General features: G+C 66.0%; 15 protein-coding genes. 9 read left to right on the top strand and 6 right to left on the bottom strand.

The features are described from left to right. The 5 genes from VNF71_10100 to VNF71_10080 all read right to left on the bottom strand — a co-directional run. A partial coding sequence (locus VNF71_10100) for a hypothetical protein (protein ID HVA74901.1) occupies positions 1-602 on the bottom strand: 602 nt, incomplete at its 3' end. Then, a complete protein-coding gene (gene tal / locus VNF71_10095; protein ID HVA74900.1) occupies positions 599-1,714 on the bottom strand; it encodes a transaldolase in 1,116 nt (371 codons plus the stop codon). The genes VNF71_10100 and tal, both read right to left, overlap by 4 nt. Beyond that, positions 1,711-3,723: a transketolase gene (gene tkt, locus VNF71_10090; GenBank protein ID HVA74899.1), complete on the bottom strand. Its 2,013-nt coding sequence runs from the start codon at positions 3,721-3,723 to the stop codon at positions 1,711-1,713. Before tkt ends, tal begins: the two co-directional genes overlap by 4 nt. A gap of 83 nt (positions 3,724-3,806) precedes the next feature. After that, the gene (locus VNF71_10085) at positions 3,807-4,196 is read right to left on the bottom strand and encodes a hypothetical protein (GenBank protein HVA74898.1); all 390 of its coding nucleotides are present in this window, start codon (positions 4,194-4,196) and stop codon (positions 3,807-3,809) included. Between the two features lie 10 nt (positions 4,197-4,206). Next, the gene (locus tag VNF71_10080) at positions 4,207-4,968 is read right to left on the bottom strand and encodes a fatty acid desaturase (GenBank protein HVA74897.1); all 762 of its coding nucleotides are present in this window, start codon (positions 4,966-4,968) and stop codon (positions 4,207-4,209) included. Positions 4,969-5,074: 106 nt separating this feature from the next. Between VNF71_10080 and dacB the strand changes: the two genes are divergently transcribed. The 7 genes from dacB to VNF71_10045 all read left to right on the top strand — a co-directional run bounded on the left by dacB (position 5,075) and on the right by VNF71_10045 (position 10,679). Continuing rightward, the gene (dacB, locus tag VNF71_10075) at positions 5,075-6,607 is read left to right on the top strand and encodes a D-alanyl-D-alanine carboxypeptidase/D-alanyl-D-alanine-endopeptidase (GenBank protein ID HVA74896.1); all 1,533 of its coding nucleotides are present in this window, start codon (positions 5,075-5,077) and stop codon (positions 6,605-6,607) included. A 97-nt stretch (positions 6,608-6,704) separates the two neighbouring features. After that, positions 6,705-7,040: a hypothetical protein gene (locus VNF71_10070; GenBank protein ID HVA74895.1), complete on the top strand. Its 336-nt coding sequence runs from the start codon at positions 6,705-6,707 to the stop codon at positions 7,038-7,040. A 46-nt stretch (positions 7,041-7,086) separates the two neighbouring features. Continuing rightward, positions 7,087-7,332 (top strand): hypothetical protein, encoded by a 246-nt coding sequence (locus VNF71_10065; protein HVA74894.1) that lies wholly within the window; start codon positions 7,087-7,089, stop codon positions 7,330-7,332. 258 nt (positions 7,333-7,590) lie between these two features. Next, positions 7,591-7,791: a MoaD/ThiS family protein gene (locus VNF71_10060; protein HVA74893.1), complete on the top strand. Its 201-nt coding sequence runs from the start codon at positions 7,591-7,593 to the stop codon at positions 7,789-7,791. Between the two features lie 29 nt (positions 7,792-7,820). Continuing rightward, a complete protein-coding gene (locus VNF71_10055) occupies positions 7,821-8,696 on the top strand; it encodes an ATP-binding protein (GenBank protein ID HVA74892.1) in 876 nt (291 codons plus the stop codon). 4 nt (positions 8,697-8,700) lie between these two features. Next, positions 8,701-9,489 carry a tRNA (adenine-N1)-methyltransferase gene (locus VNF71_10050; GenBank protein HVA74891.1) on the top strand — a complete coding sequence of 263 codons (789 nt, stop codon included), beginning with the start codon at positions 8,701-8,703 and terminating at the stop codon, positions 9,487-9,489. A gap of 14 nt (positions 9,490-9,503) precedes the next feature. Then, positions 9,504-10,679, top strand: coding sequence for a MarP family serine protease (locus tag VNF71_10045; GenBank protein HVA74890.1), 1,176 nt, complete (start codon positions 9,504-9,506; stop codon positions 10,677-10,679). 1 nt (position 10,680) lies between these two features. On the opposite strand, the gene VNF71_10040 is transcribed toward VNF71_10045, so the two are convergent. Then, positions 10,681-10,914: a ferredoxin gene (locus tag VNF71_10040; GenBank protein HVA74889.1), complete on the bottom strand. Its 234-nt coding sequence runs from the start codon at positions 10,912-10,914 to the stop codon at positions 10,681-10,683. A gap of 241 nt (positions 10,915-11,155) precedes the next feature. Here VNF71_10040 and arc point away from each other — a divergent pair, with 241 nt between their 5' ends. Next, positions 11,156-12,925, top strand: a complete 1,770-nt coding sequence (gene arc, locus VNF71_10035) for a proteasome ATPase (protein HVA74888.1) — start codon at positions 11,156-11,158, stop codon at positions 12,923-12,925. A 116-nt stretch (positions 12,926-13,041) separates the two neighbouring features. Then, positions 13,042-14,541 carry a depupylase/deamidase Dop gene (gene dop, locus VNF71_10030; GenBank protein ID HVA74887.1) on the top strand — a complete coding sequence of 500 codons (1,500 nt, stop codon included), beginning with the start codon at positions 13,042-13,044 and terminating at the stop codon, positions 14,539-14,541. Position 14,542 lies beyond the last annotated feature (1 nt).

Here is a 14,542-nt window from a genome sequence, read left to right as displayed (position 1 = left end):
ATGTAGTGGTCGATCCGGTAGATCTGCGATTCTTCGAAGTGCTTGTGCAGAGCCGTGTCGAGATGCCTGGCGCTTTCGAGATCTCGGCCGAACGGCTTCTCGATGACGAGTCGCACGGCGGCGCCGTCTTTTGCCGGCTTGTTCAGCCCTGCGCTGCCCAGACCGGCTGCAACCTCTTCGAACACGGCCGGCACCGTCGCCAGATAGAACGTCCTGTTGCCAGGTGCTCCGATCTCCGACTCGAGGTCCTCGAGCGTCGTCCGCAGAGCGGCAAAGGTTGCTTCGTCGACGTAGTCCCCCGACACGTAACGGCTGTGCTTGACGATCTCGGACCACCCTGGGCCAGGGTCGGGGGCGGCCTTGATCATCAGCTGACGGAACCCCTCGTCGTCGAGCTGCGTGCGGGCGACCCCGACGACCGCGAAGGCCTGGGGTAGAAGGCCTCTGCTCGACAGTCGTTCGAGGGCGGGGAGCAACTTCCTCGACGTGAGGTCTCCCGAGGCGCCCATCACGACTATGACGCCCGGGGGAGCCTTACGGGTCGACTCCAGGCCCTCTTCGAGGGGGTTGCCGTCGCCGAACGACAGGGGGGTTTCGCTCAAGGTCTACGGGCAGAACCGGGTGTCATCCCGTTCGCCTTGTCCTCGAGAGCTTGCAGGAGCTCGTCGTAGCTCTTCAGGAACGCCGATACGCCCTCCTCCTCCAGGACGCGCGCCACGTCGGCGAGGTCGACCCCGGACTTCGCCAAGCGGTCAAGGGCGTCGTGCGCCTCGTCGACTCCCGTATCGACGGTCCGCTTGATGCTCCCATGGTCTTCGAAGGCTTCGATCGTCTTGTCCGGCAGGGTGTTCACCGTGTGCGGACCTATCAGGTTGTCGACGTACAGAAGGTCCGGGTACGCCGGGTTCTTCGTGGACGTAGACGCCCAGAGCGGACGTTGAAGATGGGCCCCCCGGGCCTCGAGGGCTGCCCAGCGCTCGCCGGAGAAGTGTTCCTGGAACAACTCGTAGGCCAGCTTCGCCTGGGCGACAGCCGCCTTTCCGGCGAGCTCGCCGGCCGGTCCACCGATGCGTTCGAGCCGCCGATCCACTTCGGTGTCGACCCTGCTCACGAAGAAGGACGCCACACTGTGAACATTTGACAGGTCGCCTCCGTTGGCGCCCAGCTCCTCCAGCCCGGAGAGGTACGCCTCTATCACCTCGATGTAACGCTCGAGACTGAAGATCAAGGTGATGTTGATGTTCCGGCCCTCCGAGATCATCTTGCGGATGGCGGGAACGCCCTCGGCTGTCGCCGGTATCTTCACCAGGAGGTTCGGCAGGGCGATTCGCTCGTGGAGATTCCGGGCGGCCTCGATAGTGCCAGCGGTGTCGGAGGCCAGGGCCGGCGAAACCTCGATGGAGACGAAGCCGTCACTGCCCGCGCTCTCGTCGTACACCGGCCGCAGCACACCGCAGGCGTTGGAGACATCTTCGATCGCCATGTCCCAGAACGCCGCCTCTGCCGACCCCCGAGCCAGGAGGCGCGTGAACTGCTCGTCGTAGGCGTCAGAGCCGGTCATCGCCTTCTGGAAGATCGTCGGGTTCGAGGTGACGCCCCTGATTCCCTCGCCCACCTTCTCGCGGAGGCCACCGCCCTGGATGGCATTTCGCGTGAGATTGTCGATCCAGGGGCTCTGCCCCTGCTGCGAGTAGAGCTCCTGCAACTTTGTCATTGGGCTTCCTCCTCGTCGTCGAACACATACCCGGAGCCTCCGAGCTCGCCGATCAAATCCCTGGCTCTGACTGCGACGTTCTCCGGTGTGAACCCGAATTCAGCGAGTACCTGGTCGCCTGGCGCGGACAGGCCGTACGTCTCGATGCAGACCGAATCGTCGGCCCAGCGGGACCAACCGAAGTCCGAGGCGGCCTCCACGGACAGGATGGGCGCCCCCGGCCCGAGCACGCTGTCCTGGTAGTAGTCATCCTGCTCTTCGAAGAGATCCCAGCTCGGCATCGAGACGACGCGAGCGGAGATCCCCTCTGATTGAAGAATCTTGGCCGCTTCGACGCTCACCCACACCTCCGACCCTGTGGCGAGGAGGACGACATCGGGTTCCTCGCCCGCGTCGACGAGGATGTATGCGCCCCTGTCGACCTGGCCTCCGAGTTCGGCGGTCCGATCGAGAACCGGAAGGTTCTGACGGCTCAGGATGAGAGCAGTGGGCCCGCTCGACTCGATCGCGATCCGCAAGGCGTGGGCGGACTCGTTCGCGTCCGCGGGACGGATCACCCGGAGTCCCGGAATGGCGCGGACGGCGGCCAGCTGCTCGATCGGCTGGTGGGTCGGTCCGTCTTCGCCGAGGCCGACGGAATCGTGGGTCCAGAAGTAGATCACCTTGGCGTCGGAGATCGCCGCCAGTCTCACTGAGGGCCGCATGTAGTCGCTGAACACGAAGAAGGTGCCGCCTATGGGGATGACACCTCCGTGCAGGGCCATGCCGTTCATCACGGCTCCCATGGCGTGCTCACGTACTCCGAACGCGATCGCGCGACCTTCGGGGTGGTCGATGCCCTGCCTGGGCGTGTCGTCGAGCTTGGTGCCGGTGTTGCCCGTCAGATCTGCACCTCCGGAGACGATCGCGGGGGCCAGAGGAGCAATCGAGTTGAGGGCCTTGTTGGCGGAGTTGCGCGTGGCGATCGACTCCCCGGGTGCCCATCGGGGCAGCTTGTCTTTCCATCCCGCCAGGGTGCCGCTCGACCACACTGCGTCCCATTCCTCGCGGTCGCCCTGCCACTCGGCCAAACGCTTCTCCCACGCCGAACGAGCTGCCTGACCACGCGGGATGGCTTCCCGGTACATGCCAAGGACCGCGTCGGGCACCCAGAAGCTCTCGTCAGGGGGCAGGCCGAGTATCTCCTTGGTCGCTCGCACCTCTTCGGCTCCCAACGGAGACCCGTGTGCCTTGGGGTTGTCCGTCATGTGAGGAGCCGGGTAACCGATATGACTGCGGAGTACCAGGAAGCTCGGTCGATCGTCCACGTCCATGGCGCGGCGAAGGGCCGATTCGAGCGTGTCGAGGTCGTTGGCTGACTCGCCGAGGTTCTCGACGTGCCATCCGTACGCCTCGAAGCGCTCCGCCGCGTTGTCTCCGAGGGTGATCTCCGTCGGGCCGTCGATGGTCACATGGTTGTCGTCGTACACGTAGATGAGTCTGCCCAGGCCCAAGTGGCCGGCCAGCGAGGCTGCCTCATGGCTGATTCCCTCCATCAGGTCACCGTCGCTGCAGATCACGAACGTGTGGTGGTCCACGACGTCGGACCCGAACCGGGAGCGGAGCATCCGCTCGGCGATTCCAAGCCCGACACCGTTGGCGACTCCCTGACCGAGAGGGCCGGTGGTGACCTCGACGCCAGGGAGGTAGTGCACCTCGGGATGTCCCGGAGTGCGGCTGTGCAGCTGCCGGAACTGCTTCAGATCCTCGAGTTCCACGCCGTAGCCGGTGAGAAACAGCATGGAGTAGAGAAGGATGCACGCGTGCCCGCATGACAGCACGAAGCGGTCGCGGTCGGGCCAGTTCGGCTCGCTGGGGTCGTATTCCATGATCCGCGTCCACAGGACGTGTGCCAACGGAGCGAGCGCCATCGCCGTCCCGGGATGGCCGGAATTGGCCTTCTGCGGAGCGTCCATGGCCAAGCCCCTGATCACGTTGATACCGAGCTGCTCCAGATCGCGTCCGTTCATGAGGCAACCCTATCCACGGTCCGCCTGGAGCCGGGACGAGACCGCCTGGCCGGCCGCCTCAGAGGAAAGGAAGACTCAGAGGCTCAGACGGGAGGAAGCAGGGTCAGCGGCACGGCCGTGACCGGCCCGTCAGGAAGCAACCGGCAGTGGGCTTCGATAGTCCCCAGCTTGGCGTACTCGAGCTCGCCTCTGACGAGGCGGTAGGTGAACTTCCCGGGCTCGACCTGGAACGGCGAGACGTTGCGGGCGACTTGCCCCCCGTCCTCGTCACGGAAGATCACCTCGAGGATCCCTTGTCCGTCCTCGTCGGCCCTGCAGCGGACGAGCACGATCAGGTGGGGCGTCACGGTCACCGGTGGTTCAGCGGGCGCCGGCATGGAGAACATGATGCCGAGCAGGTCGATACGCGTCGACGGTCCTGGCACCTGGCGGAGGTCGATGTTCTCTGCGAATAGAGCGGAAACTATGTCCATGCCGTCGATCTCAGACCGGTTGGGGAGCGCTGGCCGCGCGGGTCGAGACGCGGGGGCTCTGATGGCGCACCTTGAGCAAACGCAGGCGGCGGCCCACCGCGATGAACCACCATCCCGGATCGATCTCACCCCTCTTGAACGACAGGCGCGCCGAGGTCGGAGCAGCGTGATGATTGCTGTGGAGACCCTCCCCGGCGGTGAGCCACGCGAGCCACTGGCTGTTGGTGGCCAGCCCGCTGAAGGGCCGGCGGCCGAAGGAGTGACCGACCGCGTTGACCGCAGAGTTCAAAGCAAGGTAGGAGACGACGTGCGTGGCAGCTGCGATCGCGATCAGTTCCACGTCGCCCCAGAACAGCAGGGCGAGTACGCCAATGCCTATCCCCAGCCCCACGAGACCGTGGTCGAACAGGGCCCGGTCCCACTTGTCCGGAGCGAGATCACGGGCATACCTCTCCACCGTTGTTCCATCCCGCGCGGCCCGGCGGTACAGGACGACGTTCCCCACCTGAACACGGGCGAATCCCTCGAGCGCCGGTGAATGCGGATCGCCTTCGACGTCCGTGAAGGCGTGATGCCGCCTGTGAACCCCCACCCACTGCCGCGGCGCGATGCCGGTCGTGATCCATGTGAGAGATCTGCAAACGAAGGTCAGCGCGGGCGACATCGTTATCGCCCGATGCGAGAGCGTCCGGTGGAGGAACACTGTCGTGAGCACGATGGCCACCTGGCACACAGCCAGGCCCACGAGAACTGCGATGAGGACGCCGGGCACAGGTTAAAGCTACCCGAGCCGTGACGTGATGCACCCCCATGGGGCCTTCGCCTCCAATACCTTTGTTGCCGCGATGTCGAAGTGGCGGGGTCGAAAAGGCTTTCGGATGATCGTGGGGGCGCTGGTCACCACGACCGCCCCTGTTTGGGTCTCTCAGTCGGCCGCCTGGTCCGACGGCGCGGGTGTCGCGCGCAAGCCTGCGAGCCCCACGCCCCTCCTGTCGCTGCGAAGGGTGCCCTGGTGGCTGGCTCAGACCGCGGCCCAGCAGCGCCTCGACGCGCAACTCGAGACGATCGCCGGCGCCTCGCTCGGGAGCGGGATCGGCGCTTCCGGATGTCTTGAAGTGAGCCAGGGCGACCAGGTGATTTTCGACGGGAACGGGAGCGACATGTTCATCCCGGCCTCCAACCTGAAGATCCTCACTGCGATAGCGGTGCTCGACCGGCTCGGGGGCAGCACAAAGTTCGTCACGAGCGTGAGAGCGACCGGGCCCGCCGGTGGCGGTGTCGTAGCCGGAAATCTCTATCTCGTCGGCGGAGGCGACCCGGATCTGCGGACCTCGTCCTACGGGGGCGGTACATCGGCTCCGGGGGCAACGTTCACCTCCCTGGATGCCCTCGCGCTCCAGGTACGGGAGGCGGGCATCTCCGAGGTGACCGGGTCTGTGATCGGAGACGAGTCCCGCTTCGACTCGCAGCGGATCGTCGCATCCTGGAAGCCCGTCTACACGAGCGAGGGGGACGTAGGACCGCTGAGCGCATTGGACGTCAACGACGGCTTCGTGCCCAACCCGTCGACTACGACTACGAAACCGGGTCAAGTGAGCGGTCCCAATGGTTCGGTGGCTCCGCGCCCCACCGCGGGGACGGCTACGGGCTCCCCGACGACGGAGACGAGCAACTCGGCACAGCTCGCCTACGCAGCTGCAACCGATCCGGCAGCCCAGGCTGCGCAGGTCTTCACCGCCCTTCTCCGCAAAGACGGCGTTCGAGTCGACGGGGGATCGCGCACCGGGAAGACGCCTGCGTCCGCCCGGCTTGTGACGTCCATGGACAGCGCACCACTGGCAGCCGAGGTGGACCAGATGCTCAGCGTCAGCGATGACACGGCAGCAGAGCTGTTCACGAAGGAGCTCGGGTACCAGGAATCCGGCTCGGGAACCACCCGGGCAGGCACGGCGGCCATCAGGGCCGATCTGGTCTCGGACGGCCTGCCGGTCGATCAGCTGGTCGCCGTAGACGGCTCAGGGCTCGATCGTGGCGACAGGGTCAGCTGTGACCTGCTGGTGCAGGCGTTGCAGCACGAAGGTCCGACCAGCACTTTGGCCAAGGGCCTGCCGGTGGCGGGCAAGAGCGGCACGCTGTCGGGACAGATGATCGGCACGCCTGCGGAGGGCAGGGTCGTGGCGAAGACCGGGACCCTCGACAACGTCGTCAGCCTGAGCGGGTTCGTGCTCCCCGCGCCCGGAACCCCGGAGTTTCCCGCACTCGGCCAGCCCCTGGTGTTCTCGCTGATACTCAACGGGCCTCCCGACTGGAAGGCAAATGCGGTCGCTGACCAGGTGGCCGTGGCGCTAGCTCGATACCCGGTCCTGCCCCCCCTGAGCGATCTCGAGCCCGGATCGGTCCCCGGGCCCTGAGTTCACTGCCTGGCGCTCCCGGCGCGATCGTCCAAGTGGGCAACGCGACGCTTGCGTCCTTGCGCCGGGCGCCCTCCGACGATAAGTATCGCCACCTGTGAGCGGCGAGAAGTCCGGCGCGGACAGAGATAAGTCGGTGCCGGCGCTCGGCAGCGAGCTGCTGGGCCTGGTGATCGGTTACGCCAAGCAGGAGACCGTCGACCCTCTCAAGTCGCTCGCCCGGTTCGTGGCGTGGGGAGTCGCCGGAGCGGTCCTGCTCTCGACGGGAGGGGTGCTGCTGGCGCTGGCAGCGGTGAGAGCCGCCCAGGCCGAGTCCGGGGTGCACCTCCACGGAAGTCTCACGTGGGTCCCCTACGCCGGCGGCCTGATCCTCGCCGTGGTGGGTGCCACGTGGTCGATCAGCCGAATCTTCAAGGGGACCGGCGCCAAATGACTACGGTCGCCCCGCTCCGCCGCGACGAGGAGAGGAGAGTCGGTTAGTGCCCAAGCTGGCAGCCCCGGCCCAGGTAAGAGGAAGCGGTCCAGGCGGTCGGATCGAGATCAGTGACATCCGCTCCAAGCTCCACGAGATCAAAGGTGGCGTCGACGAGACGACGGACACCGCCAAGCCCTACGCGCTCGCTGCGGGGATAGCCGGCGTCATCGGCATCATCGTGTTGGCGTTCCTCTTCGGGCGCAGCCGCGGGCGGCGCAAGGACACCTGGGTGGAGATCCGTAGGCTGTGACGGTCACCGACAGGCTCATTCGTGTCGGGATCCGGCGAGGTTGGGACCGAGGCCTGGGGGACGGAAACAGGTTTTGGCTGGTGGTAGGTGGTGTCGCGGTGATCGCGCGCCTGGCGCGCCGGGCGATGCGGCGCGAGCCGGAAGTCGTCTTCTCCGAGAAGCTCTCACCCGGAGAATCGATCCGCGTCACCCACGAGGCTCGGCTCTGAGCAAACCCGCTCGAGACGCCGGGGGCGCGGCGGACGCGAGAATGGAGACATGAAGGTCCTTTTGCGCAACCCGCGCCGCGAGTTGGAGCTACCGGGGCCGCTCGCGGTGCAGGCGCTGCTCAGCAGCCTGGGCTGCAACCGGGAGTCCGTCCTCGTCATGGTCGACGGCACACTCGTCACCGGTGACGCGACGATTCCCGACTCGGCGACGGTCGAGATCAGGCCGGTCATCTCAGGCGGCTCGTCGTGAAGTGCCGATCGTGCCGCGCGCCAGCCGTCATGGACGTTCGGCGTCACAACGCCGCCTTCTGCGCCCCCTGTTTCACCCGCCACTGCCGGGAGCAGGTCAAGCGTGCGATCGACTCCTACAAGATGGTGGCCCCCGGCGAGCGCGTGCTCGTGGCCGTGTCGGGCGGCAAGGACTCCCTGGCGCTATGGGACATCCTCCTCGAGCTCGGTTACCACGCCGACGGGCTCTACATCGGCCTCGGTATAGGCGACTACAGCGACGAATCGGCCTCGTTCACGCGTGAATTCGCCGCCCAGCGCAGCGCCGACCTGATCGAGATATCGATACCCGGCGAGTTCGGATTCGACATACCGACCGGGGCGAGAGCAGCGAAGAGGGCCCCATGCTCGGCGTGCGGTCTGTCGAAGAGGCACCTGTTCAACAAGGCTGCCCTCGACGGTGGCTACGACGTGGTCGCCACGGGCCACAACCTCGACGACGAGGCCGCGGTGTTGTTCGGCAACGTCCTCAGGTGGGACCTCGCGTACCTCGGACGGCAATACCCTGTCCTGCCCGGGGGGCTCGGATTCGCCCGCAAGGTCAAGCCGCTGGTACGCCTCGGTGAGCGCGAGACAGCGGCCTATTGCGTGCTCAAGGGCATCGACTACATAGTCGAGGAGTGCCCGATGTCAGCGGGGAACCGGCACCTTGGGTACAAGGAAGCGTTGAACGCGATCGAGCAGACTTCGCCCGGGTCGAAGGCGGCGTTCTACTTCGGCTTCCTCGAACGCATCGTTCCGATGGTCCAACCGGCAGCGGAAGAAGAGCGCGGCGGCTTGCACCCATGCCCTGGGTGCGGGTCGCCGACGGTCAGCGAAGTGTGCGCTTTCTGCAAGCTCGTCTCGCGCGCCGCTGAGCGGGGCTGAGACTGTGACGCGCCCATTCGAGGTAGGCGAGCGGATCCTGCTGTTCGACTCTAAGGGTCGCAGGTATCTCGTGCGCCTCGAGGCCGGCGGCGAATTCCACACGCACTCCGGTCCCGTGGCACACGATTCACTCATCGGTGCCGAGGAAGGGGTCTCGGTGAGGTCCTCACGGGGAGCCCGGTACACGGCCGTCCGCCCCACGCTTGCAGAGGTGGTGTTGAAGATGCCGCGGGGGGCACAGGTCATCTATCCGAAGGACCTGGGACCGATCCTGATCATGGCGGACATCTTCCCGGGCGCGAAGGTCTTCGAGTCTGGGCTGGGGTCAGGAGCCATGTCCATGGCACTGCTCCGGGCGGGTGCCGTGATCACCGGGTATGAGTTGCGCCCGGACTTCGCGGCCCGTGCGCAGTCGAACGTGGCGGGATTCCTCGGTGCATCCGCTCTCGAGCGTTACGCGGTCCAGGTCAGGGACGCCTACGACGGCATAGACGAGACCGGCTTCGACCGCGTGGTGCTGGACCTCCCCGAACCGTGGCGGGTCGTGAAGGCCGCCGAAGCAGCGCTGAGGCCCGGCGGGATACTGCTTTCCTACCTGCCGACCGTCGGCCAGGTGAGCGCTCTCAGGGACGCCCTCGAGCGCAGCGGTTTCGGCATGGCAGAGACCGTCGAGGTCCTCCAGCGCGGCTGGCACGTCGAAGGTCAATCGGTCCGGCCCGACCACAGGATGGTCGCCCACACCGGGTTCCTCACCTCGGCGCGGCTGCTCGTCGCCGCCGGCAGCGAGGACTGATCGAAGAGGACCTGGTGGACATCCTCGACCTGATCATCGTCGTCGTCGCGATCGCCGCCGCGGTGGGCGGATACCGCATCGGCTTCGTCAGCCGTGTCACCTCCTGGATCGGTCTGGCTCTCGGCTTCTACGTGGCCGTCAGGTTCCTGCCGACCGTCGTGGTCGACATGGCATCGGCTTCGCCGGGAGCCCAGTTGACCGTCGCCATCCTGGTCCTCGTGGGAGGCGCCATGGCCGGCCAGGCCCTCGGCCTGCTCGTCGGCTCGCGTCTGCACGGCGCGCTGCCGCGGGGACCGATCCGCACGGTGGACCGATGGGTCGGTTCGGCGTTTGGGATAGTCGGGGTGCTCGCGGTCCTGTGGCTCCTGATCCCGTCGGTTGCATCGGTTTCCGGCTGGCCGGCAAGGGTGACGACTGGATCCGGGATCGCTCGCTGGGTCTCGCGGGACTTTCCCCCTCCGCCGGACGCACTCCAGGTACTGCGACGGTTGATCGGGCAGGACGCGCCACAGGTCTTCGCCGAACTGCACCCGGGTACCCCAGTGGGTACCCCTCCCGCCGTCAACCCGCTCAGCCAGGCGATCACCAACGTGGTGGCGGCCTCGACCGTGAAGGTCGAGGGTCAGGCGTGCGACCGGATCTACGAGGGAAGCGGTTTTGCCGTCGCCGGCAACCTGGTGGTGACGAACGCCCACGTCGTGGCGGGCGAAGGCCCGGGCGACACCCAGGTCCTGCTGCCGAACGGGAGCACGCTTTCAGCCACCGTCGTGATGTTCGACCCCAACCGCGACCTCGCTCTGCTGCGGGTCAGAAACCTCGGCGAGTCCCCATTGACCATTTCTGTCGCACAAGTCGGCGAGACCGGCGCCGTATTCGGCCATCCGGAGGGCCAGGACGCCCTCGCTGTGACGCCTGCACGGGTCTCCCAGGAGGAAACCGCTGTAGGACGTGACCTGTACGACAGCCACACCACCCGACGCGACGTCCTGGTGCTGGCATCGGCGCTGGCCCACGGTGACTCAGGCGGTGCCCTGGTCGACTCCCACGGGGACGTGATTGGCGTGGCGTTCGCCATCTCGGCGAACCAGCAGGGGACCTCCTACGCGCTGGCCACGAGCGAGCTCAAGGCTGCGCTGGCAGAGCCGCAGAGCCCTGCCGGGACCTCAACAGGGCCGTGCCTGACGAATTGAGCTACTCCTCTATGAAGATGCACTCCCCGGGGCACTCCTCGGCGGCCTCCCGGGTGGCGTCCTCCATGCCGTCGGGCACCTGGGCCAGGCCTTCCTGGCCGCCCGGGTTGTCGAAGACCTTGTCGCCTTCCTTGACGTAGGAGAGCCCGTCGTCGAGGAGGGTGAAGACCGCGGGGGCGATCTCTTCGCAGAGCCCGTCTCCCGTGCAGAGATCCTGATCGATCCAGACCTTCATCTCGTTGCTTCGCCTATCTCCTCGGCAGGGGGGATGATCCCGGCCGGGGCTTCCGGAGCTCGATCCGGGTGGCCGGCGGGCCGGGTTTCAGCTGATAACTCTACTGGACGACGCTACAGACGCCCCGTTCGCGGTGTCAATTAATACTGCGGGCACCGCGAAAAACCCGGACAGGCATCGTCACCTTGAGGCAATGATGGGGGTAAGTTCACCACCGAACGCTAGGGAACGAGGTGCTCCAGTGAGCGACGCCGAAACCTACGCCCGGATCGCCGCCTACGAGAAGGAGGTGGCCGAGCTCCGGGACCAGGCCAAGATCCTCGAAGAGGAGGTGCTGGGCCTGCGCCGCCGGATGCAGGAGGCGCCCAAGCGCGTGCGCACCCTCGAGGAGAAGCTCCTCGAGACCAAAGGACAGCTGCAGCAGGCCGTGTCGCAGAACGAGCGGCTCACCTTCACCCTCCGCGAAGCCCGCGAGCACATAGCCGCCCTGCGGGAGGAGGTCGACAAGCTCACGCAGCCGCCGTCGGCTTACGGAACATTCCTGGGGCGCAACGACGACGGGACCGTCGACGTCTTCTCCGGGGGACGCAAGATGCGCGTCGCTCTGCATCCCGAGCTCGACACCGAGACCGGGGTCGAGCTCCAGCGAGGAGCAGAGGTCGTGCTCAACGAGTCCCTGAACGTCGTCCTGGCACGCTCTCCGGAGCAGTCCGGCGAGGTAGTCACGCTCAAGGAGCTCCTCGATGGCGGCAGGGCCGTCATCGTCGGGCGGGCGGACGAGGAGCGGGTAGTCGAGATAGCGGAGAGTCTCGACGGCGTGAAGTTGCGCTCCGGTGACTCCATGCTGATGGACAGCCGCACCGGCCTGCTGCTCGAGAGGCTGCCCCGGCCTGAGGTCGAGGAATTGATCCTCGAGGAGGTCCCGGACATCTCCTACGCCGACGTGGGAGGTCTCGACCAGCAGATCGAGTCCATCACTGACGCGGTGGAGCTCCCTTTCCTGCACCGCGACCTGTTCGTGGAGCACAAGCTCCCCGCACCCAAGGGCATCCTCCTCTACGGCCCGCCCGGGTGCGGCAAGACGCTGATCGCCAAGGCAGTCGCGAACTCGTTGGCGAAGAAGGTCGCCGAAGTGTCAGGAGACAAGGCCGCTCGCAGCTACTTCTTGAACATCAAGGGGCCTGAGCTGCTCAACAAGTATGTGGGGGAGACCGAGCGCCAGATCCGCCTCGTCTTCCAGCGTGCCCGGGAAAAGAGCGAGGAAGGGGTTCCGGTCATCGTCTTCTTCGACGAGATGGACTCGCTGTTCCGGACCCGCGGCACCGGTATCAGCTCGGACATGGAATCGACGATCGTCCCTCAGCTTCTCGCCGAGATCGACGGGGTGGAGACGCTCCGCAACGTCATAGTGATCGGAGCTTCCAACCGGGAGGACCTCATAGACCCGGCGATCCTGCGCCCGGGCCGCCTGGACGTGAAGATCAAGATCGAGCGCCCGGACCGGGACGCGGCCGCCCAGATATTCGCCCGTTACCTCACGACGGATCTGCCCCTCGACGAGGAAGAGGTGTCGACGGCCGGAGGAGGCGACAGGGCCAAGGCGGTCCAGGCCATGATCGAGAAGACCGTCGCGGAGATGTACAGGGCCGACGAGGAGAACCAGTTCCTCGAAGTGACCTACCAGAACGGCGACAAGGAGACGATGTACTACAAGGACTTCGCGTCCGGGGCGATGATCGAGAACATCGTGCGGCGGGCGAAGAAGCTCGCCATCAAGCGGGCCATAGCAGGCGGGACTCGGGGAATCCGCACGCAGGACCTTCTCGACTCCATCAAGCAGGAGTACAAGGAGCACGAGGATCTGCCCAACACGACCAATCCCGACGACTGGGCGAAGATCTCCGGCAAGAAGGGGGAGCGGATCGTCTACATCCGCACCATCATGTCCCAGGGTGACGAGACAACAGGCGGTCGCTCGATCGAGCGGGTGGCCACCGGCCAGTACCTGTGACCCCTCCTGCACTGGCGGTCTAGTCACCGCTCGATGCCGGATGAGGTGCCCCTCACCCGCGACCGCCTCGCGGGGGGATAACGTCAGCTTGTGCTCGAGGAGACGCTAGGAGCGCAGTGGCCATAGTCAAGGTGCTCGGGATGGAGACGGAGTACGGGATTATCATCCGCGGCTCCGCGGAGCCCAACCCGATCGCGGCCTCCTCGACCTTGATCAACGCCTACGTCGCCGAGCTGAACCGGCGGGTGGAGTGGGACTTCGAGGACGAGTCCCCGGGAAGAGACGCCCGAGGGTTCGCCCGTGAAGGGTCCATGCCGCCGGAAGTCGAGACGCACCTTGTCAACGCGGTCCTGACGAATGGGGCCCGGTACTACGTGGACCACGCGCACCCTGAATACTCGACCCCTGAGTGCTCCAATGCCTACGAGGTGATCCGCTACGACAAGGCTGGCGAGCTGATACTCGCCAAGTCGATCGAGGCGGCGTCGCGGGCGTTGCCTCCCGGCCAGAGTCTGGTGGTCCTGAAGAACAACTCCGACGGCAAGGGAAACTCCTACGGGACCCACGAGAACTACCTCATGGACCGGTCAGTGCCCTTCGCAAGGATCGTCGCCCACGTCATGCCGCACTTCGTCTCCCGCCAGGTGTACACGGGTGCGGGCAAGGTCGGGACGGAGGCACCGCCGTCGGGCGGCAGGGAGATCAACTTCCAGATCACCCAGAGGGCTGACTTCTTCGAAGAGGAGGTCGGTCTCGAGACGACTCTCAAGAGACCGATCGTGAACACGCGCGACGAACCCCACTGCGACGCGCAGAAGTACAGGCGCCTGCACGTCATTGTGGGCGACGCCAACATGTCGGAGGTCGCCAACTTCTTGAAGGTGGGTACAACCTCGCTGGTGCTGTCGATGATCGAGGACGACTGGTTCGCACGGGCCAATCGGGACCTCGGGTTGCAGTCACCGGTGGCAGCAATGCGAAAGGTGTCCTACGACCTCGACCTCGACACCCCCCTCGATCTTGCGGACGGTCGGACGATGACCGCCTTGGAGATGCAGTGGGAGTATCTCGACCTGGCGCGCAAGTACGCGGAGGAGCGAGGACTCGAGTCGGTCGGTGGGACGGAGATCGGCCTCGACATACTCCGGCGCTGGGAGCAGGTTCTGGCCGCGTTGGAGGCCGACCCGATGTCCCTGGCAACGCAACTGGACTGGGTGGCGAAGTACCGGTTGGTCAACGCTTACCGCGAACGTCACGGTCTTTCGTGGCGCGACCACAAGCTGGCAGCGATGGACCTCCAGTACCACGACGTGGATCCCAGCCGTAGCCTTTACGCCCGGCTCGGCATGGAGACGATCCTGGACCCCGAATCGATCCGGGAGGCAGTTACGGAACCTCCCGAGACCACCCGTGCCTATTTCCGAGGCAAGTGCCTTCAGAAGTGGGCCTCGTCCATCGCCGCCGCGAACTGGGATTCCTTGGTGTTCGACCTCGGGGGAGATCCGTTGAGGAGGGTCCCCATGATGGAACCACTGAGGGGAACCCGGTCACATGTCGAAGAATTGCTGAGTAGCGTGTCGAGTCCCGCCGAGCTGCTCGAGCGACTGGGCTCGTAGG

It is taken from the genome of Acidimicrobiales bacterium (genome assembly GCA_035533095.1).
GTDB lineage: Bacteria > Actinomycetota > Acidimicrobiia > Acidimicrobiales > Palsa-688 > DATLUM01.
This window is presented reverse-complemented; position numbering and strand designations above follow the sequence as displayed.

Bases quoted from the DNA above. Each gene is read 5' to 3' on its own strand.
- tal (HVA74900.1), bottom strand. From the start codon at position 1,714: ATGACAAAGTTGCAGGAGCTCTACTCGCAGCAGGGGCAGAGCCCCTGG.
- tkt (HVA74899.1), bottom strand. From the start codon at position 3,723: ATGAACGGACGCGATCTGGAGCAGCTCGGTATCAACGTGATCAGGGGC.
- VNF71_10085 (HVA74898.1), bottom strand. From the start codon at position 4,196: ATGGACATAGTTTCCGCTCTATTCGCAGAGAACATCGACCTCCGCCAG.
- dacB (HVA74896.1), top strand. From the start codon at position 5,075: ATGATCGTGGGGGCGCTGGTCACCACGACCGCCCCTGTTTGGGTCTCT.
- VNF71_10060 (HVA74893.1), top strand. From the start codon at position 7,591: ATGAAGGTCCTTTTGCGCAACCCGCGCCGCGAGTTGGAGCTACCGGGG.
- VNF71_10055 (HVA74892.1), top strand. From the start codon at position 7,821: ATGGACGTTCGGCGTCACAACGCCGCCTTCTGCGCCCCCTGTTTCACC.
- VNF71_10040 (HVA74889.1), bottom strand. From the start codon at position 10,914: ATGAAGGTCTGGATCGATCAGGATCTCTGCACGGGAGACGGGCTCTGC.